Origin of the sequence: Streptomyces sp. NBC_00306 (assembly GCF_036169555.1) — a bacterium.
In the GTDB taxonomy this organism is placed as follows: domain Bacteria; phylum Actinomycetota; class Actinomycetes; order Streptomycetales; family Streptomycetaceae; genus Streptomyces; species Streptomyces achmelvichensis.
On the sequence record NZ_CP108032.1, the window covers coordinates 2,293,619 to 2,314,008 of the forward strand.

The 20,390-nt window shown below is 72.4% G+C and carries 22 protein-coding genes and 1 other RNA gene; 9 read left to right on the forward strand and 14 right to left on the reverse strand.

Going from position 1 to position 20,390, the window contains the following annotated elements; all coding sequences use genetic code 11:
• Positions 1-80 precede the first annotated feature (80 nt).
• Complete coding sequence (locus OHA05_RS10240; protein WP_313946660.1) at positions 81-833, forward strand: SDR family oxidoreductase; 753 nt, start codon at positions 81-83, stop codon at positions 831-833.
• Between the two features lie 206 nt (positions 834-1,039).
• Here the strand turns inward: OHA05_RS10240 and OHA05_RS10245 are convergent, their stop codons facing one another.
• Both OHA05_RS10245 and OHA05_RS10250 read right to left on the reverse strand, forming a co-directional pair.
• A complete protein-coding gene (locus OHA05_RS10245) occupies positions 1,040-2,242 on the reverse strand; it encodes a cytochrome P450 (protein ID WP_313946659.1) in 1,203 nt (400 codons plus the stop codon).
• 68 nt (positions 2,243-2,310) lie between these two features.
• On the reverse strand, positions 2,311-3,345 hold the full coding sequence (locus OHA05_RS10250) for an aldo/keto reductase (RefSeq protein ID WP_328860373.1): 1,035 nt from the start codon (positions 3,343-3,345) through the stop codon (positions 2,311-2,313).
• On the opposite strand from OHA05_RS10250, the gene OHA05_RS10255 reads away from it, so the two are divergent.
• Complete coding sequence (locus OHA05_RS10255; protein ID WP_328860374.1) at positions 3,344-3,733, forward strand: hypothetical protein; 390 nt, start codon at positions 3,344-3,346, stop codon at positions 3,731-3,733. The genes OHA05_RS10250 and OHA05_RS10255 overlap by 2 nt on opposite strands.
• 88 nt (positions 3,734-3,821) lie before the next feature.
• On the opposite strand, the gene OHA05_RS10260 is transcribed toward OHA05_RS10255, so the two are convergent.
• Complete coding sequence (locus tag OHA05_RS10260) at positions 3,822-4,145, reverse strand: nuclear transport factor 2 family protein (RefSeq protein WP_313946656.1); 324 nt, start codon at positions 4,143-4,145, stop codon at positions 3,822-3,824.
• Between the two features lie 166 nt (positions 4,146-4,311).
• Between OHA05_RS10260 and OHA05_RS10265 the strand changes: the two genes are divergently transcribed.
• Positions 4,312-4,650, forward strand: coding sequence for a MazG-like family protein (locus OHA05_RS10265; protein WP_313946655.1), 339 nt, complete (start codon positions 4,312-4,314; stop codon positions 4,648-4,650).
• Here OHA05_RS10265 and OHA05_RS10270 read toward each other — a convergent pair.
• Positions 4,553-5,587 carry a hypothetical protein gene (locus tag OHA05_RS10270; protein WP_328860375.1) on the reverse strand — a complete coding sequence of 345 codons (1,035 nt, stop codon included), beginning with the start codon at positions 5,585-5,587 and terminating at the stop codon, positions 4,553-4,555. The two genes, OHA05_RS10265 and OHA05_RS10270, sit on opposite strands and share 98 nt — an antisense overlap.
• A 41-nt stretch (positions 5,588-5,628) precedes the next feature.
• An RNA gene (rnpB, locus tag OHA05_RS10275) (RNase P RNA component class A) lies at positions 5,629-6,038 on the reverse strand.
• 161 nt (positions 6,039-6,199) lie between these two features.
• Here rnpB and OHA05_RS10280 point away from each other — a divergent pair.
• Positions 6,200-6,982: a MerR family transcriptional regulator gene (locus OHA05_RS10280; protein WP_328860376.1), complete on the forward strand. Its 783-nt coding sequence runs from the start codon at positions 6,200-6,202 to the stop codon at positions 6,980-6,982.
• Positions 6,979-7,614, forward strand: coding sequence for a hypothetical protein (locus OHA05_RS10285; RefSeq protein WP_328860377.1), 636 nt, complete (start codon positions 6,979-6,981; stop codon positions 7,612-7,614). The genes OHA05_RS10280 and OHA05_RS10285 overlap by 4 nt, the downstream gene beginning before the upstream one ends.
• Here OHA05_RS10285 and OHA05_RS10290 read toward each other — a convergent pair.
• Positions 7,559-9,001 carry an RNB domain-containing ribonuclease gene (locus OHA05_RS10290; RefSeq protein ID WP_328860378.1) on the reverse strand — a complete coding sequence of 481 codons (1,443 nt, stop codon included), beginning with the start codon at positions 8,999-9,001 and terminating at the stop codon, positions 7,559-7,561. The genes OHA05_RS10285 and OHA05_RS10290 overlap by 56 nt on opposite strands.
• Before the next feature lie 102 nt (positions 9,002-9,103).
• Here OHA05_RS10290 and yaaA point away from each other — a divergent pair, with 102 nt between their 5' ends.
• Together yaaA and eda are read left to right on the forward strand one after the other, a co-directional pair.
• Entirely contained in the window at positions 9,104-9,904 is an 801-nt protein-coding gene (gene yaaA / locus OHA05_RS10295) for a peroxide stress protein YaaA (protein ID WP_328860379.1), read from the forward strand.
• Positions 9,905-9,977: 73 nt separating this feature from the next.
• On the forward strand, positions 9,978-10,595 hold the full coding sequence (eda, locus tag OHA05_RS10300; protein WP_328860380.1) for a bifunctional 4-hydroxy-2-oxoglutarate aldolase/2-dehydro-3-deoxy-phosphogluconate aldolase: 618 nt from the start codon (positions 9,978-9,980) through the stop codon (positions 10,593-10,595).
• 219 nt (positions 10,596-10,814) lie between these two features.
• On the opposite strand, the gene OHA05_RS10305 is transcribed toward eda, so the two are convergent.
• From OHA05_RS10305 to OHA05_RS10325, 5 genes are all read right to left on the reverse strand, one after another.
• Entirely contained in the window at positions 10,815-11,666 is an 852-nt protein-coding gene (locus tag OHA05_RS10305) for a GNAT family N-acetyltransferase (protein WP_328860381.1), read from the reverse strand.
• Complete coding sequence (locus OHA05_RS10310; protein WP_313946636.1) at positions 11,663-12,913, reverse strand: bifunctional RNase H/acid phosphatase; 1,251 nt, start codon at positions 12,911-12,913, stop codon at positions 11,663-11,665. The genes OHA05_RS10305 and OHA05_RS10310 overlap by 4 nt, the downstream gene beginning before the upstream one ends.
• Positions 12,913-13,656, reverse strand: coding sequence for a zinc ribbon domain-containing protein (locus OHA05_RS10315; RefSeq protein ID WP_328863360.1), 744 nt, complete (start codon positions 13,654-13,656; stop codon positions 12,913-12,915). Before OHA05_RS10315 ends, OHA05_RS10310 begins: the two co-directional genes overlap by 1 nt.
• Positions 13,653-14,492 (reverse strand): Nif3-like dinuclear metal center hexameric protein, encoded by an 840-nt coding sequence (locus tag OHA05_RS10320; protein ID WP_328860382.1) that lies wholly within the window; start codon positions 14,490-14,492, stop codon positions 13,653-13,655. Before OHA05_RS10320 ends, OHA05_RS10315 begins: the two co-directional genes overlap by 4 nt.
• Before the next feature lie 81 nt (positions 14,493-14,573).
• Positions 14,574-15,608, reverse strand: coding sequence for an ABC transporter substrate-binding protein (locus tag OHA05_RS10325; RefSeq protein WP_328860383.1), 1,035 nt, complete (start codon positions 15,606-15,608; stop codon positions 14,574-14,576).
• Positions 15,609-15,831: 223 nt separating this feature from the next.
• On the opposite strand from OHA05_RS10325, the gene OHA05_RS10330 reads away from it, so the two are divergent.
• Both OHA05_RS10330 and OHA05_RS10335 read left to right on the forward strand, forming a co-directional pair.
• A complete protein-coding gene (locus tag OHA05_RS10330; protein ID WP_313946633.1) occupies positions 15,832-16,977 on the forward strand; it encodes a hypothetical protein in 1,146 nt (381 codons plus the stop codon).
• A 75-nt stretch (positions 16,978-17,052) separates the two neighbouring features.
• A complete protein-coding gene (locus OHA05_RS10335) occupies positions 17,053-17,211 on the forward strand; it encodes a hypothetical protein (RefSeq protein WP_313946632.1) in 159 nt (52 codons plus the stop codon).
• Positions 17,212-17,316: 105 nt separating this feature from the next.
• Here OHA05_RS10335 and OHA05_RS10340 read toward each other — a convergent pair whose 3' ends face one another.
• Genes OHA05_RS10340 through OHA05_RS10350 form a run of 3 tightly spaced genes read right to left on the reverse strand, consistent with a single transcriptional unit; the run spans position 17,317 to position 20,285 of the window.
• Entirely contained in the window at positions 17,317-18,279 is a 963-nt protein-coding gene (locus OHA05_RS10340) for a 3-oxoacyl-ACP reductase (protein WP_313946631.1), read from the reverse strand.
• A gap of 33 nt (positions 18,280-18,312) precedes the next feature.
• On the reverse strand, positions 18,313-19,389 hold the full coding sequence (locus OHA05_RS10345; RefSeq protein WP_313946630.1) for a Zn-dependent alcohol dehydrogenase: 1,077 nt from the start codon (positions 19,387-19,389) through the stop codon (positions 18,313-18,315).
• 32 nt (positions 19,390-19,421) lie between these two features.
• On the reverse strand, positions 19,422-20,285 hold the full coding sequence (locus OHA05_RS10350) for a MaoC/PaaZ C-terminal domain-containing protein (RefSeq protein ID WP_328860384.1): 864 nt from the start codon (positions 20,283-20,285) through the stop codon (positions 19,422-19,424).
• Positions 20,286-20,390 lie beyond the last annotated feature (105 nt).

Genomic DNA, 20,390 nt, shown 5'->3' on the forward strand with positions numbered 1-20,390 from the left:
CTCCGCGTTGTCGAGTACACAACATCCGTATGTCGGTCGGATGAGTTCCCCGTACAGGTACGCGGCTACGCTGCGCGTCCATGAACACTGGGACGAGGATTGCGGTGGTGACGGGAGCGGGTTCCGGCATCGGCCGGAGCGTCGCGCTGACGCTGGCCGAGGCGGGATGGTCGGTCGCGGTGGCGGGCAGAAGGGCTGAGGCTCTGGAGGAAACGGCGTCGCTGGCGGGTGGGAATGTCCTGTGTGTTCCCACTGATGTGACGTCACCGCCCGATGTCACCACGCTCTTTGCCACGGTTTGTCAGCATTTCGGGCGTGTCGACCTGCTCTTCAACAACGCGGGGGTGTCGGGTCCCCGGGGTGTCCGCTTCGAGGACCTCTCGTACGAGGACTGGCGCACGGTCGTGGACGTGAATCTCACCGGCGCGTTCCTGTGCGCGCAGGCCGCGTTCCGGGTGATGAAGGACCAGTCCCCGCAGGGCGGGCGGATCATCAACAATGGCTCGATCTCGGCGCACGTCCCGCGTCCGAACTCCGCCCCCTACACCGCGACCAAGCACGCGATGACCGGTCTGACGAAGTCCCTGTCGCTGGACGGCCGTCCCCACGCGATCGCCTGCGGCCAGATCGACATCGGCAACGCGGCCACCGAGATGACGCAGCGCATGCGGTCGGGGATTCTCCAGGCGAACGGCGAGGTGGTCGTGGAGCCGGTGATGGACGCGGCGGACGTGGCGCGGACGGTGCTCCACATGGCGGAGCTGCCGCTCGCCGCGAATGTGCAGTTCGCGACGGTGATGGCGACGGCGATGCCGTACATCGGGCGGGGCTGAGGGAGCGGACGCTCGGGGGCGGGTGCGGGTGCGGGTGCTCCGGGGGTCGGTGCGGGTGGTCCGGCTCCGGGTCGCGTACGGGTGCTCCGGGGCGGGTGCGGGTGGTCCGGGGCGGGTGCGGGTGGTCCGGCTCCGGGTCGCGTACGGGTGCTCCGCCCGAGCCCGGGCCGCTCGGAGGGCGGCCGGAGTCGCGGCCGCCCCGGGGCTCACCCTCCGAACCGCACCGGCAGGTATTTGATGCCGTTGATGAAGTCCGACCGCATCCGCCGCGGCTCGCCCGTCAGCTCCACCTCGGTGTGCCGGCGCAGCAGCTCCCGCGTCAGGGCCTTGATCTGGGTCCTGGCCAGACCCGCGCCGAGACAGAAATGCGGCCCGCCGCCGCCGAAGGTCAGATGCTCGTTCGGGGTCCGGCGGATGTCGAAGGTGTCCGGCTCCTCGAAGACCGCCTCGTCCCGGTTGGCGGAGGTGTAGTATAGCACCGCCTTCTGTCCGGCCTTGACCGGTACGCCCCGCACCTCGGTGTCGCGGGTCGCCGTACGCCGGAAGTTGTGGATCGAGCCGTTCCAGCGCAGCAGCTCCTCCGTCGCCGTCGCCCACAGCGCGTCGTCGTCGATCCCCGCGGCCAACTCGGCGCGTGCCGCCGGCTGTTCGACGAGCGTGAGCATCGTGCCCGCCAGCAGGTTGCGGGTGGTCTCGTTGCCGGCCACGACGAGCGTCACGAAGAACATGTCGATCTCGTGGGTGCTCAGCCGCTCCCCCTCGACCTCCGCGTGGACCAGCGCGCTCATGATGTCGTCGCGCGGTGATCCGCGGCGGACGGCCGCCAGATCGTCGCAGTAGGCGTAGATCTCCGCGGCCGCGTTCTGCCCGTCCTCGGGGGACGTACGGAAGTCCGGATCCTGGTGGCCGACCATCCGGTTGCTCCAGTCGAAGATGCGGTCCTCGTCCGCGGCCGGGACGCCGATCATCTCGCAGATGATCTGCAACGGGAGGCGGGCCGCGATCTCCTGGACGAACTCCGACTCGTACCCCTTCGCCGAGACCGTCGATGCCAGCACCTGTGCCCGGCGCTGGATGTCGTCGGTGAGCTTGCGGACCATGCGCGGCGAGAACGCGGAGCTCACCAGGCGCCGGTAGCGGGTGTGCTTGGGCGGGTCCATCCCGACCAGGGTGAGGCCGAGACTCTCCAACGCCTCGGGGGTCTGGTCCCGGATGAAGAACGAGCCGAGCTCCACCGACCACAGCTCGGGGTCGCGGCTCGCGGCGACGATGTCCTCGTGCCGGGTGAGCGCGAAGAAGCCCTGGTTGCCCGGGACTTCGTGCCAGTGCACCGGATCCTCGCGCCGCAGCAGGGCGAACTGCCCGTGCGGAACCTCGCGCGCCCACGTGTCCTCGAGCAGATCGATCATGACCGGGCTCCCCGGGATGTCGTCGCAGTGGCGGTACATCCCGAGGAACCCACAGATCTGACGGTCCGTCAATCCTGTCGTCGGTGCTGTGTGCGGGAGAGGAGCCTGTCGATCTCCTCCATCTGCTCCGGCCGCAGCGGGCCGTACGCCAGCGCGCCGGCGTTCTCCTCCGCCTGGGCGACGGTCCGGAACCCGGGGATCGGCACGGTCCGCGGGCTGCGCGCCCACAGCCAGCCGAGCGCCCCCTGGGCGAGGGTGCGGCCGCCGGAGGTGAGGATGTCGCGTACGGCGTCGACCCGCGCCAGCCACTCGGGCTCGGGAACCCCACCCGCGCCGAACCAGGGCAGCCAGGACGGCGGTGTCGCCCGGATGTCGCCCGCGGCGCCGCGGCTGCCGGAAGCGTGCTTCCCGGTGAACAGTCCCATGGCCAGCGGGCTGCGGTTGATGCTCGCCAGACCGTTTTCCTCGCAGAGCGCGAGCATCGCCGGCGCGTCCTCCAGCACGTTGCAGGCGTGCTGCACGGCCGCGCAGTGCGGGCCCTCGGCGAAGACGGCGGCACGTTCCGGGTCGTCGGTGCTCCAGGCGTACGCCCGGATCAGCCCCTCGGTGACCAACTCCTCACAGGCGTCCCGTAGTTCTGCCGCCACATCGAGCGGAGCGTCGGAGAGGTGCAGCTGGTAGAGGTCGACACGGTCGGTGCCGAGCCGGGTCAGCGAGCCGGTGAGCGCCCGGCGCACATACCCGGGGTCGGCGTCGCTCCCGGTCAGGGTGCGCGTCGTCTCGTCGAACCGGTTGCCCCACTTGGTCGCGAGCACCACCTCGTCGCGCCGGCCGGCGACCGCCCGGCCGAGCACCCGTTCGCTGTGCCCCGCGCCGTAGGTGTCGGCCGTGTCGAAGAAGGTGACGCCCAGGTCCAGGGCGCGGCGTACGGCGGCGACGGACTCGTCGTCGTCGACCGCTCCCCAGCCGAGCGGGTTGCCCGCGCCGTCCTGCCACTCACCACCGATGGCCCAGCACCCGAACCCGAGCGCGCTGACCTCGATCCCGCCGGCGCGTCCCAGTGTCCTCGTGCCGGCCGTCCGTACTGCATCCGTTGCATCCATGGCGCAGGAGGCTACGAGTTGGAGTGCACACCAGGACAAGGGCCGCGACCGCCGGGCGAGCGGGAACGCCGATCACCGGGTGGACGACTGGTTCGCCGCCCTGCGACCCCGTGGCAGGCTGTGCGTCGTCGGCCTGCCGACCGAGCCCATCACCGTCAGCCCTCTCAGCGTCATCCCCGCCGAGAAGTCCCTCGTCTCGGCGGGGGTGGGGCCTCCGGCCGTCACCCGGCGGCTCCTCGGCTTCGCGGCACGGCACGGCTCGGCTCGGCACGGCATCCACCCCGAGGTGGAGGTCTTCCCGTCCGCACGCATCGACGAGGCCATCGATCACGTCCGCCAGGGCCGTGCCCGCTACCGGACCGTCGTCGACCTGCGGACGAGCGGCTGACCGGCCCGACGTGCCCCGTACCCGACCGTCCCGACCCGCCCGGCACCCGCCCGGCCCGACCGGCCCGGTACCGCCGGCCGGTCCGCGCTCAGGCCTGGCCGGTCTCGAAGCGGGCGACCCTGCCGCCCTCGATGCTGAACTTCCACGACGTCCGCATCTCGCCCCAGGTGTCGTTGCGGTAGCGGGCGACGAGGGAGAGACCGTCCGCCGACTGCGACTCGACCTCCATGTGGCCACGCGAGTCGAAGACCTCACGCCCCGTCCACTCGTCGATGTCACGGTCGTTGCCGTCGTCGGACATCGTCGCGCCGGGCGCCAGGGTGGTCCGGAATCTGTCCCGGTCACCGGAGTTGAGGGCGCCGACGAAGGCACGGACGGCGGGTTCGGTGAGCTTGTCCACGGAGATGGTCACGGAGGTCTCCTTCGGGTGCGGGACGGGCCTGCGGCCCGTATCGGTACCGGTGTGCGCCGGGGGCGCGGTCCTCTTCATGCCTACACCTCCGCGTCCGCCCCCACCTGTCGGCCTGCTCCACCCGCGCGCCCCCTGCGGGGCCCCGCGGCGTGGGAGGCTAGCGCGCATGGACCACACCCTGGACGCCACGCTCGACCCCATCTGGGACACGGTCGACCGCCTCAACACCTGGCTGGACGAGAACCGGACCCTTCCCGCGCAACAGGAGGTGCTGCTGCGCATACTGAAGCTCTCGGAGGAGGTGGGCGAGGTCGCCCAGGCGGTGGTCGGCGCGACCGGTCAGAATCCCCGCAAGGGCCACACCCACACCTGGCGGGACGTCGAGTCCGAGCTGTGCGACGTGGTCCTCACGGCCATGGTCGCCTTGCGCACACTGACCCCGGACGCACCCGAGGTGTTCGGCGCGCATCTGCGCAAGGTCGCGGCGCGCTCACTCTCTTCCTGACGGCGGCCGCCGTCAGGTCGCTGGCCGTCGCCACGGACGGCGGGACCGACGCCGGTACCGGCTCAGCCGCCCGGCGGGGGCTCCCACGGCAGCGCCTCGACCGTGGCCAGCGGCCAGCGGTGGTCCTGCCTCCTGTCCGGTGGTACGCCTCCGCGTCACTCGCCTGGCGCTCCCGCCACAGCGTCTGCTCGTGGTGCAGCGCCGCACGCGACAACCGGGCCAGCGAGGGGTGACAGGCGCCGAGGACCTCGGCCAGCACCAGCGCGGCCTGGGCGTCGCTGCCCGGGTCACCGGGGTTCTCGTGCGGGACGCCGTACCAGGCGGTGACCTTGCGCAGGGAGCGGCCGCCGCTGCGGTACCGGTCGACGTGGCGGTCGACGACCAGCGGGTCGCAGAGCGGGAACAGCCCCGCCGGGCAGCGCTCGGCGAGCGGTCGCAGCCCGTGGCGCAGCAGTTCGGACTCCACGAAGGTCAGGACGTACGGCGCGTGCCAGACCACGAGCAGTTCTTTGGTGGCCAGATGCGCGGCGACCGCGTCGGCCGTCTCGTCCAGCACCCGCTCCGGCGGGAGACCGTCCGCACGGGCCCGGTCCAGGGTGATGCCGTGCGTGGTCCGCGGATCGAGGGCGAGTCCCGGCCCGGGGTCGATCAGCCAGTCCCGGCCCGGACCGTCCGAGACGCGCAGGGCGACGGCGAGGATGCGGTCGACGCCGGTGCGCGGGCCGGTCGACGCGATGTCCAGGGACATCAGGCGGCGGTGGTGCCAGCCGGGGTGCGTGCCCCGGGGCGGCGGACCGGGCTCGCGGGCGTGCTCGGGGTGGTAGATCTCCCAGCCGCCGTGGCTTTTCGGCAGGACGACACCGGTTTCCGCCGGAACGGTCGCGCCGCACACGGCGCACGGGCCCTCGTAGTGGTTCGTCCGCGCCGTCGTGTTCACGGGGCCGCCTTCGCTCGTCGCAGCTCCCCCCGCGGAGGCGGCAGACGAGCCGAGCTGTACGCCGGGTTCTGTGCCCCGGGACCTCGCGGTCGTCGGGGCGACGGCCATCCATCTAGGGCCGGCGTTGCCGCCGGCCTCGTGCGGTCTACCCGCGGACTCGGGCGGGCAGCCCTCGAACGTCCGCGCAGGAGCACCTCGTATCGCTACAGGCGCTCCCTCTTGACCTTGCTCCAGGTGGGGTTTACCTAGCTGCCCAGGTCACCCTGGGCACTGGTGGTCTCTTACACCACCGTTTCACCCTTACCGAGGACCGAGGTCCCCGGCGGTCTGTTTTCTGTGGCACTGTCCCGCGGGTCACCCCGGGTGGCCGTTAGCCACCACCTTGCCCTGTGGAGCCCGGACGTTCCTCGGGAGGATCCGAGGATCCCCACGCGGCCGTCCGCCCGGCTCGTCTGCCGTGCCGACCATGCTACCCGGCACCGGCGGACGGGAACGCCGTGGAGCCGGCGGCCCGGACCGCGGGCCGCCCCGGGACCCGTCCCCGAAGCCGGCGGACAGGGCCGCGCGGGCGCGTCTTGACCCTGCCGCAACGTCATGGTTTCTACTGGCCGCATGAGGATCGGAGAGATCGCCGCACTCGCCGGCGTCACCCCCCGTACCGTCCGCCACTACCACCATCTCGGCCTGCTGCCCGAGCCCGAACGCCGGCCCAACGGCTACCGCGACTACGGGCTCCAGCACGCCGTGCTGCTCGCCCGTGTCCGCCGGCTCACCGAGCTCGGTCTCGGGCTGGCCGAGGTCCGCGACGTGCTCGCCGACGACGCCGGCCGCGAACTCGCCGAGGTGCTGGCGGAACTCGACGCCGATCTGGCGCAGCAGGAGAGCGCCATCGCCGAGCGGCGCGCCCGCCTCGCCGAGCTGATCCGGCAGGCGAAGGACGGCACCCTGCCCGCGGAGGGGCCGGTCTCCCCCGAACTGGCCCGGCTGCTCGGCTCGCTCACCGCGAGCGACTCCCCCGCCGCCGCCAAGGACCGGGCCCATCTGGCGCTGCTGGACTCGATGGTGGAGCCGAAGGACCGGGACCGCCTGTTCACCGCGCTGCAACCGCTCGCGGACGACCCCGAATTCTCCGCCCGGGTCCAGGAGTTGTACGAACGCCTCGACGAACTCGCCGACGCGGACGGTGACGACCCACGCGTCCGGCCGCTCGGCGAGGAGCTCGCCGCCTGTATGCCGGACGAGTTGATCGCGCTGATGAACGAGAGCGGCGAGGGCTTCGAGGAGAGCAAGGGGTCGTTCGGCGAGGCGTTCCTCGCTGACTTCTCGCCCGCGCAGGCCGCCGTCGTACGGCAGATGCTGGCCACCCTTTCCGCCCGTGCCGAGGAGCTGCGATGAGATCCGCCACCGTTCTCCGCCGTCTGGCCGTGCACGAGGTGCGCGCCCTGCACAGCCTGGCGCTCTGGGTGCTGCGCCGCCGGCACGGGGTGCGGACGGCCGCGTACACCGCCAAGTACACCGAGCCCCAGACCGCGATGCTCTACGGATTCCTCTTCGTGGCGATCGTCGAGACGGTGGCCCTGGCGGTGCTGATCCCCTGGCCGCTGGTGCATGCCATCACGCTGTTTATCGATGTCTACGGCGTGGTCCAGCTGACCGGTTTCCACGCGGCCTGTGTCACCCGGCCGCATGTGGTGGAGGCGGACGGATCGCTGCGCATCCGCTACGGGGCCCTGTTCGACCTGCGGATTCCCGCGGAGCAGATCGTCCGGGCCGGCGTCGACCGCCGCTGTCCGGACGGCAGTCGGGGCACGGCGCGCGACGACGGCACACTGGAACTGGCCGTCGGCGGGCAGACGACCGTGACCGTGCAGCTGGCCGCGCCCGTCACCTTCGTCCGGCCGCTCGGCAGGGTCGGCACCGCGCACACCGTCCGGTTCAACGCCGACGATCCCAGGGCGCTGGTCGCCGCGCTCAGGCCTGCGCAGGAGCGAACTGCACCTTCGCCGAGCCCGGTTCCGCCTGGATGAGCCGCACCCGCAGCCGCTCGCCCAGCGGCAGCGGGCCGCCGCCCTCGACCCTGGCCACCACCGCCGGCTCCTCCACCTGGACGGTGCCGACGGCCGGTTCGTGCTCCTTCACGTCCACCACGACACCCTCGAAGACCTCGCCGATCCGGTCCTTCAGCAGGGCCGCCTCGATGATGTCGACGCACTCACGCTCCACGGTGTTGGCCCGCCGCCCGCCGTCCGCCATCTCCCGGGGGAGGTCGTCCAGCGCGGCGAGCACCCACTCCGGCACGCCCTGCCCGGCGCTGATGGCCAGACACAGCTCGCCGGCGTAGCGGTCCACGAGTCTGCGCAGTGGTGCGGTGCAGTGCGTGTAGGCGGCGGCGACGGCCGCGTGGACGGCGTGCGCGGGCAGTTCGCCGCCGTTGAAGACGGTGTAGCCGGCGCCGCGCAGCAGGGTGGTGCACTCGTGCAGAAAGGCCGCGTGCGAGGCGTTGCCCGGGTCGAGGGACCGTACGACGTCGGCGTACGAGACATGGTGGGGCCAGTCGATGTGCAGGGCCCTCGCGGAGCGGCGCAGCCGTGCCACCGCGCCGTCGGGTGCGGTGGGCAGGGTGCGCAGGATGCCGGTGCCGGACGCGGTCATGAGGTCGGCGGCGGCCATGCCGGTGAGCAGGGAGATCTGGGCGTTCCAGCCGTCGGCCGGCCGCGGGGCGCGGTAGTGGAGGAAGTAGGTGCCGTTCCGCTCGGTGATCTCCTGCTCGGGGACGCCGAGGGAGATCCCGCCGCGCTCGCGTTCCAGCTCCTCGCGCAGCAGGCCGACGGTCTTCAGCAGCGCGAGAGGCTCCTCGGCGGTGCCGTCGTCGATCTGCCGCTGCGCCCCCTCGTAGTCCAGCTTCGCCCGGCTGCGGACGAGCGCCCTGCGCAGGTCGGTGGCGACGGTACGGCCCTCGGCGTCGAGATCGATCCGCCACAGCAGCGCGGGCACGCTCCGGCCGGGCAGCAGGCTGGCCGCGCCCTCGGAGAGTACGGCCGGGTGCAGCGGCACCTTCCCGTCGGGGAAGTACAGGGTCTGGACGCGACGGTGCGCCTCCGTGTCGAGCGCGCCGCCGGGCTTCACGAAGGCGGCGACGTCGGCGATGGCGTAGTGCACGCGGAAACCGTCGCGCCGCCGGGCGAGATGCATCGCCTGGTCCAGGTCGGCCGAGTCCGGGGGGTCGACGGTGAACAGCGGGAGGTCGGTCGCGTCGGTGTCCGGCAGCGCGGGCGCCGCGGCGGCCGACTCCGCCTCCGCGAGCACCTCGGGCGGGAACTCGCCCGGGACGCCGAGAGTGATGCGCAGCTCGCGCAGTGCGGCCCGCAGCGGAGCCTCGGCTGCGCCGGTGGTGTGCAGAGGGCGGCGGGGCATGGACCGAGCGTATGGCGGCGGGCGACGGACGGCACCCCGGATGACCGTAGGCTGGCGCGGGGGCCGCACCCCCCGCCCCCGTACGTACGAAGGAGACTTGCCGTGCTCGTGCTGTTGCCGCCGTCGGAAGGTAAGGCCGCTTCCGGTCGCGGGGCTCCGCTGAAGCCCGAGTCGCTGTCGCTGCCCGGTCTGGCCGACGCCCGCGCCGCGGTGCTGGACGAGCTCGTCGAGCTGTGCGCGGCCGACGAGGACAAGGCGCGGGAGGTCCTCGGGCTGAGCGAGGGCCTGCGCGGTGAGATCGCGAAGAATGTGCAGCTGAGGACCGCGGGAGCCCGGCCGGCGGGCGAGCTCTACACCGGTGTGCTGTACGACGCCCTGGGGCTCGGGACGCTGGAGCCGGACGCCCGGCGCCGGGCGCGCGCGTCGCTGCTGGTGTTCTCGGGGCTGTGGGGCGCGGTGCGGATCGGCGACCGGATTCCCCCGTACCGCTGCTCGATGGGCGTGAAGCTGCCGGGGCTCGGCGCGCTCGGGACGCACTGGCGCACACCCATGGACTCCGTGCTGCCGGAGGTGGCGGGCAGCGGTCTCGTCCTCGATCTGCGCTCGTCCGCGTACGCGGCGGCCTGGAAGCCGAAGGGCGAGGTGGCCGGGCGTACCGCGACGGTCCGGGTGCTGCACTCGCAGCTGGTCGACGGGGTCGAGAAGCGGTCGGTGGTCAGTCACTTCAACAAGGCCACGAAGGGCCGGCTGGTGCGGGACCTGCTGGTGACGGGTGCCAGGCCGAAGGGTCCCGGCGAGCTGGTGGAGGCGCTGCGGGACCTGGGTTACGTGGTGGAGGCCGAGCCTCCCGCCCGGGCGGGCCGGCCATGGTCGCTGGACGTGGTGGTCACGCAGATCCACTGAGCCGCAACCCCCCGCGTTGCACTCTGCGCAACGCTCGTTGCGCAGAGTGCGGGCGTCGGGGCAGGATGGCGGCATGACCTCCCTGCTGGACCTCGCGCCCGTCGTTCCCGTCGTCGTGATCGAGAACGCCGCCGATGCCGTACCGCTCGCACGGGCGCTCGTGTCGGGCGGACTGCCCACGATCGAGGTGACGCTGCGGACGCCCGCCGCGCCGGACGCCATCCGCGCGATCGCCGACGAGGTGCCGGACGCGGTCGTCGGCGCGGGGACGGTGATCTCCGCACACGGTGTGGACGCGGCAATGGCGGCCGGGGCCCGGTTCCTGGTGAGCCCGGGCTGGACGCCGACGCTGCTGGAGGCGATGCAGCGCTCGGGTGTGCCGTTCCTGCCGGGCGTCTCCACCACCTCGGAGGTGGTGGCGCTGCTGGAGCGCGGGGTCGACGAGATGAAGTTCTTCCCGGCCGAGGCCGCCGGCGGGACGGCCTATCTGCGGTCCCTCGCCGGGCCGCTTCCGCAGGCCCGCTTCTGCCCGACCGGAGGCATCTCGCTCGCCTCGGCGCCCTCCTATCTGGCGCTGCCGAACGTCGGCTGTGTGGGCGGCACATGGATGCTCCCGGCGGACGCGCTCGCCGCGAAGGACTGGGGCCGCGTCGAGGAACTGGCCGCCGGGGCGGCCGCGCTGCGCGGCTGAGGGCGCAGGGTCCGCACAGCTCAGGGTCCGCACAGTGTCGTCGTCCGCCCGGAGGGCGGGGTTCGCGGCGTCCGGTGCGTGCGAGCGCAAGGCGCCGGTCCGCCCTCGTGGTGGAGCTGAGCGGGCGCATCGGCAAGGCAGCGTGGGGGCACCTACCGTTCCCGAAGGGCCACGGGGGAGCTCGGCGTCGCGCGCCGGACGAGACCGTGCGGACGCGACCTAGGTGAACGCCAGGTCGACGTAGTCCTGGACGGGCCGGTAGCCGAGGCGCTGATAGAGGGCGCTGCTCGTCGGGTTGTCCGTATCGGCGAAGAGCAGGACCAGTTCGGCCCCGTCCGCGACGGCCGCCCGGCTGACCGCCGCGGTCACGGCTCCGGCGTAGCCCCGGCCGCGGAAACCGTCCGGCGTGTAGACGGGCGAGACGCGCGACTGGCCGACCAGCACCGGGGAACGGGACGCCATGGAGACGGGCAGGCCCTGCACCTCCCACAGCCACAGACAGCCGTCGGCGATCCGCCGGGCGGCGTTGGCCGTCTGATCGGCGTCCGCGTCACCGCCGATGTCGGCGGCGAAACCGCGCATCCAGGCAGCGACCAGCGGCACATCACCGGCGCACGCCCGCCGGGCACGGCCGGGCGGCTCGGGCGGGGTCAGCTCCCCCAGCCGGAACAGCCGCAGCCGGACGACGACCGACCAGGAGCCGGGTCCGGCCCACGCGTCGGCGAACGCCTGCGCTCCGCCGTCCGCGCCCTTCACCCCGCTGACCGGCGTCTCGTCGCCCGCCGCCCGCAGCACCCGGGCCAGCGACCGGGCGTGCTCCGGGTCGATGCTCCCGAACATCGGTGCGTGCGGCGGGGTCTGGACGAAGGCGGCCTCGACGGGGGCCGAGGGATCCTCCCGCCACCAGCCGAAGCGGGGCGGCGGGCCGCCGGCCCCGTACACCGACGGGCCGTGCCGCCGGACCGTCTCGCTGACGGTGATCAGCGCGGTGGTGCCGACGGGGTCGGCCGCCAGGTACGGACCCGCGACCCGCTGGAACTCCTCGACGTCGCCGGTGAGTTGCCAGGTCACCCGCGCAGGTGGGAGGTGTCGTTCAGCAGCCGCAGGGACGCGTTGCCGTCCGCGTAGTAGGCCACCGCCGACAGGGACGCCGCCGAGAGCTCCATCCGGAACAGGGACTCCGGCGGTGCGCCCAGCGCCAGCCGGACCAGCGTCTTGATCGGGGTGACATGGGTGACCACCAGGACCGTGCGGCCCCCCGACTGCGTCAGCATCGTGTCGCGGGTCGCGGCGACCCGGCGTGCGACGGTCGCGAAACTCTCACCGCCGCCGGTCGGGGCCACCTTCGCCGAGGCGAGCCAGGCCGTGAGGTCGTCGCCGTAGCGCTCCTGGACCTCACCGAAGGTGAGTCCCTCCCAGGCGCCGAAGTCCGTCTCGCGCAGGCCGTCCTCGATACGGACGTCGAGGCCGAGCCGGGCCGCGACGGCCTCCGCGGTCTGCCGGCAGCGCTTCAGCGGGGAGCTGACGATCTCCTGGATCGTGCCGCGGGCGGCGAGGGACGCGGCGGCCGCTTCGGCCTGGCGCAGGCCGGCGGGCGAGAGCTCGTGGTCGCCGCTGCCGGAGAAGCGCTTCTCCGGCGTGAGAGCGGTCTCGCCATGGCGCAGCAGGACGAAGGTGGTGGGGGTGCCGAGGTCGGCGCCCCAGCCCTGCGAGGCGGGCTTCTCGGCCGTCGGACCGGACTCGCCGGCGTTCTCGGTGCCCGGGAGGAGCCCGGCATCTCCCCGGCCGCCGCCGGACAGCGCGGCACGCGCCTTCGCGGCACCCGCCGTCGCGTCACCGACGACCCGGGCCGCCGTGTCGTCACGGGTGGTGAACTCGGCGGTGGAGCGGGAGGGTTCCCACTGTTTGCCCTGCTTGCCCGCGTCCATCGCCTCGTTGGCGAGCCGGTCCGCGTGCTTGTTCTTCTCGCGCGGGATCCACTCGTACGTCACCTGGGAGGCGGGGAAGACCTTGGCCGCCTGGGCGGCCAGCGGCTTCATGTCGGGGTGCTTGATCTTCCAGCGCCCGGACATCTGCTCGACGACCAGCTTGGAGTCCATCCGGACGTGCACGGAGGCGTCGGGCGCGAGGGCGTACGCGGCCTTCAGTCCGGCGACCAGGCCCTTGTACTCGGCGACGTTGTTCGTCGCGACACCGATGTACTCGGCCGCCTCGGCGAGCGTCTCACCGCTGGCGGCGTCGATGACGACGGCGCCGTAGCCCGCCGGGCCGGGGTTGCCCCGTGAGCCACCGTCCGCCTCGACGACGAACCGCGGCATCAGAGACCCGACTCGGAGGTGCGGACCAGGATGCGGCGGCAGTTCTCGCAGCGCAGCACCGTGTCGGGGGACGCGGCGCGCACCTCGTTGACCTCGGTGATGTTCAGTTCGAGCTGGCAGCCTTCGCAGCGGCGCTGGAAGAGGCGGGCCGCGCCCACCCCGCCCTGCTGGACGCGGAGCTTCTCGTACAGCTTGAGCAGGTCGGCGGGCACGGTGGCCGACAGGAGCTCGCGCTCCTTGGTCAGTGTCGCGGTCTCGGCGTCGAGTTCCTGCTCGGCCGCGTCCCGGCGTGCGGTCGCGTCGTCGGCCTTGGCCTGGACGGAGGAGACCCGCTCGGTCAGTTCGGCGACACGTTCCTGCGCGGACTCCCGGCGCTCCATGACCTCGAGGACGACGTCCTCCAGGTCGCCCTGGCGCTTGGCGAGGGAGACGATCTCGCGCTGGAGGTTCTCCAGGTCCTTGGGCGAGGTGACCGCGCCCGAGTCCAGGCGCTGCTGGTCACGGACGGCACGCTGGCGGACCTGGTCGACGTCCTGCTCCGCCTTGGTCTGCTCGCGGGAGGTGTCGCTCTCCTCGGTCTGCGCGGCGACCAGCAGGTCGCGCAGCTGCGTGAGGTCCTTGGTGAGCGACTCGATCTCGGCGTGCTCGGGGAGCGACTTGCGCCGGTGCGCGAGCCGCGACAGACGGGCGTCGAGGGCCTGGACGTCGAGGAGTCGGATCTGGTCGGCGGGCGCGGCGTTCAGTTGGGGGCTCCAGGAGAAGAGTGTTGGGAGGTCCAGGGATCGGTGACCGTGCGCGACACGTGGACCCGCAGGTCCCAGCCGTGCCGGTCGGAGATCTCGTCGAGCTGGGCGGCCGCCTGCTCGCACCACGGCCACTCGGTGGCCCAGTGCGCGGCGTCCACCAGTCCGAGAGGGGACTGCTGGGTGGCCTCGGACACCGGGTGGTGACGGAGGTCGGAGGTGAGGAAGACGTCCACGCCCGCGGCGCGGACGGCGTCGAAGAGGCCGTCGCCGGAACCGCCGCTCACCGCGACCGTACGCACGGTCGCGTCCGGGTCGCCGGCGACGCGGATGCCCTGGGCGGTGCCGGGCAGCCTCTTGGCCGCCCGTTCGGCGAACGCGCCGAGCGTCTCGGGCTGGTCCAGTTCGCAGATGCGGCCGAGGCCGCGGCGGCCCGAGGCATCTGTCGGGTCCGGCACCAGGGGCCCGACGACGCGGAGGTCGAGCGCGCCCGCGAGGGCGTCGGAGACACCGGGGTCGGCGGTGTCCGCGTTGGTGTGCGCGACGTGCAGCGCGATGTCGTTCTTGATCAGCGTGTGCACGACCCGGCCCTTGAAATGGCCGGCCGCCACCGTCGTGGTCCCGCGCAGATAGAGCGGGTGATGGGTGACGATCAGCTGGGCGCCGAGCTCGGTCGCCTCGTCGGCGACCGCCTGGACGGGGTCGACGGCGAACAGCACGCGTCGGACCTCCGCACCGGGGTCGCCGCAGACCGTACCGACCGCGTCCCACTCCTCCGCGCGCTCGGGAGGCCAGAGGACGTCGAGCGCGGTGATGACTTCAGACAGACGGGGCACGGAAACAGGTTACCCGCGCTCGGCGCCCCGCCGGCCTGGGCATCCGGCCACGATGCTCCCGGGCCCCGTCCGGGACGGGACCTACGGGACGAGGAAGCCGCGCAGATCGTCCAGCACGCGGTCGGCGGCGGTCACACCGAGACCGAGATACCACGTCTCGTCCGGTACGTCCTTGGCCCGGCCGGCCTTGACCGCTTCGAGGTTCTTCCACAGCGGGTTCGACCGGGCGGTGTCCCGCTTGGTCGTCTTCGGGTCTCCGTAGACCCCGGTGAAGATCCAGTCGGCGTCGGCGTCGTCGATCTTCTCGGGGCTGATCTCGACGGCGAGATCATCGATCTGCTGGTTCTTCGGCCGCGGCAGTCCGGTGTCCTTCAGGATCGTGCCGATGAAGGACGCCTGGGCGTACAGCCGGATCTTGCCGGGCATGTAGCGGACCATCGAGACGGTCGGCTTGGTCGCGCCGATGTCGGTGCCGAGCAGATCGGCCTTCTTCTCGTACGCGGCGAGCTTCTCCTTCGCGGCGGCCGTCCTGTCCAGCGCCGCGGCGTTGAGGAGGTAGTTCTCCTTCCAGGTGAAGCCCGGGCGGATGGAGAAGACGGTCGGAGCGATCTGCGAGAGCTCCTTGTACTTGTCGGCGGCGCGCAGCTGGCTGCCGAGGATCAGATCGGGCTTGAGGGCCGCGATCGCCTCCAGGTTGAGGCTGTTGATCGTGCCCACGTTCGCGGGCTTGCCCGCCACCTTCGCGAGGTAGGCCGGGATGCCCTCGTCGCCCTCGGTGGGCGCGTAGCCGACGGGCTTGACGCCCAGCGAGGCAACGTTGTCGAGCTCGCCGACATCGAGGACCACGACGCGCTGGGGAGCGGCCTTGAGCTCGGTCTTTCCGAGGGCGTGGGTGATGGTGCGCGGGAACTGGCCCGGCTTCGCGTCCGTCCCCATCGCGGCGGTCTTCGCCGCGGCGTCGCCGAAGCCCTTGCCGCCCTGGGCGACGGCCTTCTTGCCGTCGGCGTCGGCCTTGCCGGACGGGCTCCCCGCGGTGTCACCGCTTCCGCAGGCGGCGAGGGTGAGCGCGGCGGCGCAGGCGATGGCTGCGGCTGTGCCGCGGCGGCGTAGGGACATGAGGTGCTCCAGATCCGGTACTCAGGGATGCCTGACTTTAAGCACGGCCGTTTCCGCGGGTGCCATCGGCTCCCCCCGCACCGCCGGGGTACCTGCCGAGCACACTCACCTCGCCCACCTCAGGAGAACCGTTGCATCAACACCCTTATGTGTGAAGACAGAGAGCTCGCGTTGTTCGGCAGGACGTACGAAACTTAGCGTCGTTACCGGAGGTGAAGTGCCGATGACAGCCTGTGCCATCGAGACCGCTCCGGAGGACGGTGCGGTGGGGAGTACGGGAATCACGATCGCGGTGGACGGTTCCTACGCGGCCCGGCTGGCCGGCGAGGGAGAGGCCCTGTACCCCGAGCGCTGGACGCTCGACGGTCCCGAGCCCTACGCCGTGCCGCTGCCCCTGGACCAGCCCGAGGAACGCGACACGGACGTGCACCCGCTGAGCGACGGGCGGGTGCTCATCCGGCGGCGGGTGGAGGACCGGCACGCCTTCTCGCTGCTGTACCCGACCGGTCCCGGGACGGGCGAGCTGCCGCTCGGCGGTGTGGAGACGGACGAGCTGACGATGCTTCCGCCGTCGCCGGACGGCAGCCGCGCCTATGCCCTCGCGCCCGGTGAGCACTCGACCGCGATCTGGCTGGTGGCGGGCGGCGCCTTCGGCCCGGAGCATGTCACCGACGTGCCGGGCCGCTGCACCGGCGGTGTGTGGCTGGACCGTACGGGACGGATGCTCGCGCTGGACCGGCAGCAGTCCGGGGCGCCGGTGAAGGCGGTCGCGGTGGACCTGGAGCGCGGCGGCGAGGTGACACCACTGCTCCAGATCACGGAGGACAGCAACGACCGGCTGCTGCTGGCGGACCCGGACAGCGGACTGCTGCTCATCCGGTCCGACGCGGCGGGGCACGACCGGCTGGGATGGGGTGTGCTCGGCAGCCTGCGCCCGGTGCGGTTCCCGGAGTGCCTGCGGCTCGCCGACTGCGCGGTGACGCCCTTCGCCGTGCAGCCCGGACAGGTGCTGGTGCCGGAGAGCTGTGCGGTGGGGCTGCGCGTCGACGGCGCGGCGGGGAGCTGGCTCGGCATCTGGCGTCCCGCGGGCCGCCGGCTGCATCAACTGGCCGCGCCGGACGGGTGGCTGGCGGGCTCGGGAATGTGGAGCCGGGAGGGGGTGCTGCAACTCCCGTACACGACCGGGACCGTGGCCTGCGCGCTGGCGCGGATCGACGCTTCGGAGGTCTTCGCGCACGAGACGGTCACCGAACCGGCACAAGCGGAACACGCAGGTGGGGAACCGTCCGGGGGCTCCGGGACTCCCGCTGTGTGCAAGCCGGTTCCTTTGCAGCAGGCGCCTCTCACCGGCCGACTGGGCCCTGGATAAACTCTGCCGCCGGTGCGGGTGACACCGCACCGGCCGGACACGTATGTCGACGATCTCAACGGGGGAATTTCCCACATGTCTGAAGCCCGAACCGACACCACCGACGCGCGTCCGCAGGAGGCGGAGGCAGGGGGTGCCGGTAAGCACCGAGGGGGTGCGGCGCGCACGGAGGACTACGCGTCGCCCGCGCACGGCAAGCACCGCCGCCCCGAGCCGGACGGCCGCACGAACTGATGCTCCGGGGCCCGCGCCCCTCGTGCCCGCGCGCCGGCGGGGCCGCGTCCCCGCCGGCGTACGAGCACGGCATCCGGCCGGACACCCTTGCCCGGACGGAACACCTCAGGACAGGTTCTGGCCGCCCCGTCCGCGTTTGAGGCCCAGCACCTCCGACGCCGCGAACGTCTCGTGCGCGCTGCGGTCCGCGTAGAACGGCGTCAGCAAGGCGTCCAGTTCGTCGAAGCTGAAGCTCTCCTTCGCGGTGTCGAACTGCGCCGAGACCTTGGGGCGTTCCACGACCGCCACCATCCCGCCGTGCACGACGAGCAGCTGACCGCTGACCCCCGCGGCCGCCGGTGAGGCGAGATAGCCGACCAGCGGTGCCACATGCTCCGGCGCCAGCGGGTCGAGCCCGCCGTCCCTCGGCTCCTCGAAGCCCGCGAAGACGTCCTGGGTCATGCGAGTCCTGGCCCGCGGGCAGATCGCGTTCGCCGTGACCCCGTACTTGGCGAGGGCCAGTGCCGACGACGTCGTCAGACCGACGACGCCCCCCTTGGCCGCCGCATAGTTCGGCTGGCCCGCGGAGCCCGCGAGGAACGCCTCCGAGGAGGTGTTGACGATCCGTCCGTAGACCGGCGCACCGGCGGACTTGGAGCGTGTACGCCAGTGGACCGAGGCGAAGTGGGTCATGTTGAAGTGACCCTTGAGATGGACGCGGATCACCGAGTCCCATTCGCCCTCGGACATCGAGAAGATCATCCGGTCCCGCAGGATGCCCGCGTTGTTGACCAGGATGTCCAGCTTTCCGTAGGTGGCGACGGCCAGGTCGACCAGCTCGCGGGCCCGGTCGAAGTCGGCGATGTCGCCGTGGTGCGCGACGGCCGAACCGCCCGCCGCACGGATCTCCTCCGCGACCTCCTCCGCGGGGGTCGCGGAGGCCTCACCGGAGCCGTCCCGGCCCGGGCGTCCGTAGTCGTTGACGACGACGCCCGCGCCGAGGCGGGCCAGTTCGAGCGCCTCCGCGCGGCCGAGCCCGCGGGCCGCCCCGGTGACGATCGCGGACAGGCCGTCGAGTGGCAGAGACATCGGGTTCCTTTCCCGTAGGGGGTACCGGCGGTGTCAGATCTCGATGCAGGTGCGCAGCGCCTCACCGGTACGCATCTGGGCCAGTGCGTCGTTGATCTCCGCGAGCGGCACCCGGTGGGTGATCAGCCCTTCGAGGTCGATGCGGCCCGCCCGCCACAGCGCGATCGCCCGCTCGTAGGAGGTGAGCACGTCCCCGCCGCCGTACATGGACGGCAGGATGCGCTTCTCGTCGAAGAACAGCTCGAACATGTTGAGCTGGAGGAAGTCGTCCATGGCGCCCGCGCCGACGATGCACAGGGTGCCGCCGCGCCGGGTCGTCTCGTAGGCCGTGCGTGCGGTGGCCGACTTGCCGACGACCTCGAAGACGTAGTCGAAGCCCTCGCCCGCGGTGATCCGCTGCTTGGCGTCGCCGAGTTCGTCGGGCGAGACCGCTTCCGTGGCGCCGAACCTGAGGGCCGCCTCGCGACGGGTGGCGACCGGGTCGACGGCGACGATCTGCGCCGCCCCCTTGAGCCGAGCGCCCTGGATGGCGGAGATGCCGACACCGCCGCAGCCGATGACGGCGACCGACGAACCGGCCTCCACATCGGCGGTGTTGATAGCGGCGCCGAGTCCGGTGGTCACTCCGCAGCCGATCAGCGCGGCGATGTCGAACGGCACGTCGTCGGGTATCGGCACCGCGCAGGCCGCGTCGACGACGACCTCCTCGGTGAAGGTGCCGGTCCCCGCGAAGCCGAAGACATCGCCGCCGGGACGCTTGAAGTTGGGGGTGCCCGCGTTCAGGAAGCCCGCGAGGCACAGTTCGGTCTGCCCGCGCTTGCAGGAGGGACAGATGCCGCAGGCGGGCAGCCAGCACAGCAGCACCCGGTCGCCCTGCTTCAGCCCGCCCACCCCGTCGCCGACGTCGATGATCTCGCCGGCGCCCTCGTGGCCGGGGACGAACGGCGCGGGCTGCGGCAGGACGCCGTTCATCGCGGAGATGTCGGAGTGGCAGAGCCCGGTGGCCCGGATCCGGATCCTGACCTTGCCGGGGCCGAAGCCCACCGCCTCGACGTCGTCGAGTACTTCGAGCTTGTCCTGCCCTGTCTCGTGCAGTACGGCTGCGCGCACGGTGCGGCTCCCTCGGTTCGTGTCGTGTCCGGTCAGTCGTGCTCGACGGTGGTGTCGGCCAGTACGGGAGCGTCGTCGCGCTCGACGGCCGTGACCGACACCCCGATGCCTTCGGTGCCCTCGGTGCGGCGCCACATCCTGATGCGCAGGGTCTCGCCGGGGAAGACGATCCCGGCGAAGCGAGTGGTGTACGAGCGGACCCGGGTCACGTCCCCGTCGAGCAGGGTGTCGACGACGGCCTTGAGCGTCATGCCGTACGAGCACAGGCCGTGCAGGATGGGGCGGTCGAATCCGGCGCGGGCGGCGAACTCCGGGTCCGCGTGCAGGGGGTTGAGGTCGCCGGACAGGCGGTAGAGCAGGGCCTGGTCCTCGCGGATCCGCTTCTCCACGGTCTTGTCCGCATCCCGCGCGGGGAGTTCGGTGCGGGACGAGGGTCCTCTGTCGCCGCCGAAGCCGCCTTCGCCGCGTACGAAGATCTGTGAGTCGTTCGTCCACAGCGGGCCGTCGTCGTCGGCCGCCTCGGTGCGCAGTACGAGGACCGCCGCCTTGCCCTTGTCGTACACGGCGGCGACCCGTGTCGTGGAGAGGGCCGTCCCGCCGGGCGGAATCGGCCGGTGCAGCCGGACGGTCTGTCCGCCGTGCAGGACGGACGCAAGGTCGATGTCGAGTCCAGGTCCGGTGAGCCCGCCGACGACACCCTTGCCCGCGCCCGCGACGGTGGCGAAGCTCGGCAGGACGTGCAGCCTCGACTCCAGGGTGTAGCGCAGCTCGGCGGGGTCGGTCGCGGGAAGGCCGGCGCCGATGCCGAGGTGGTAGAGCTGGACGTCCTTGCGGTCCCAGCTGATCTCGGCGCTGCGGGGCTCCGCGGCGACGGCCTTTGCGGGATCGATGGGCATGAGGCTCTGGCTCCTTGGGGAGGGGAAGACCTCGGCACGGCCGTCCGCACCGTCGGCCGCACCGAGGTCGCGTGGGACCGGCCCGGCGCCCCGTTCTAGAACGCG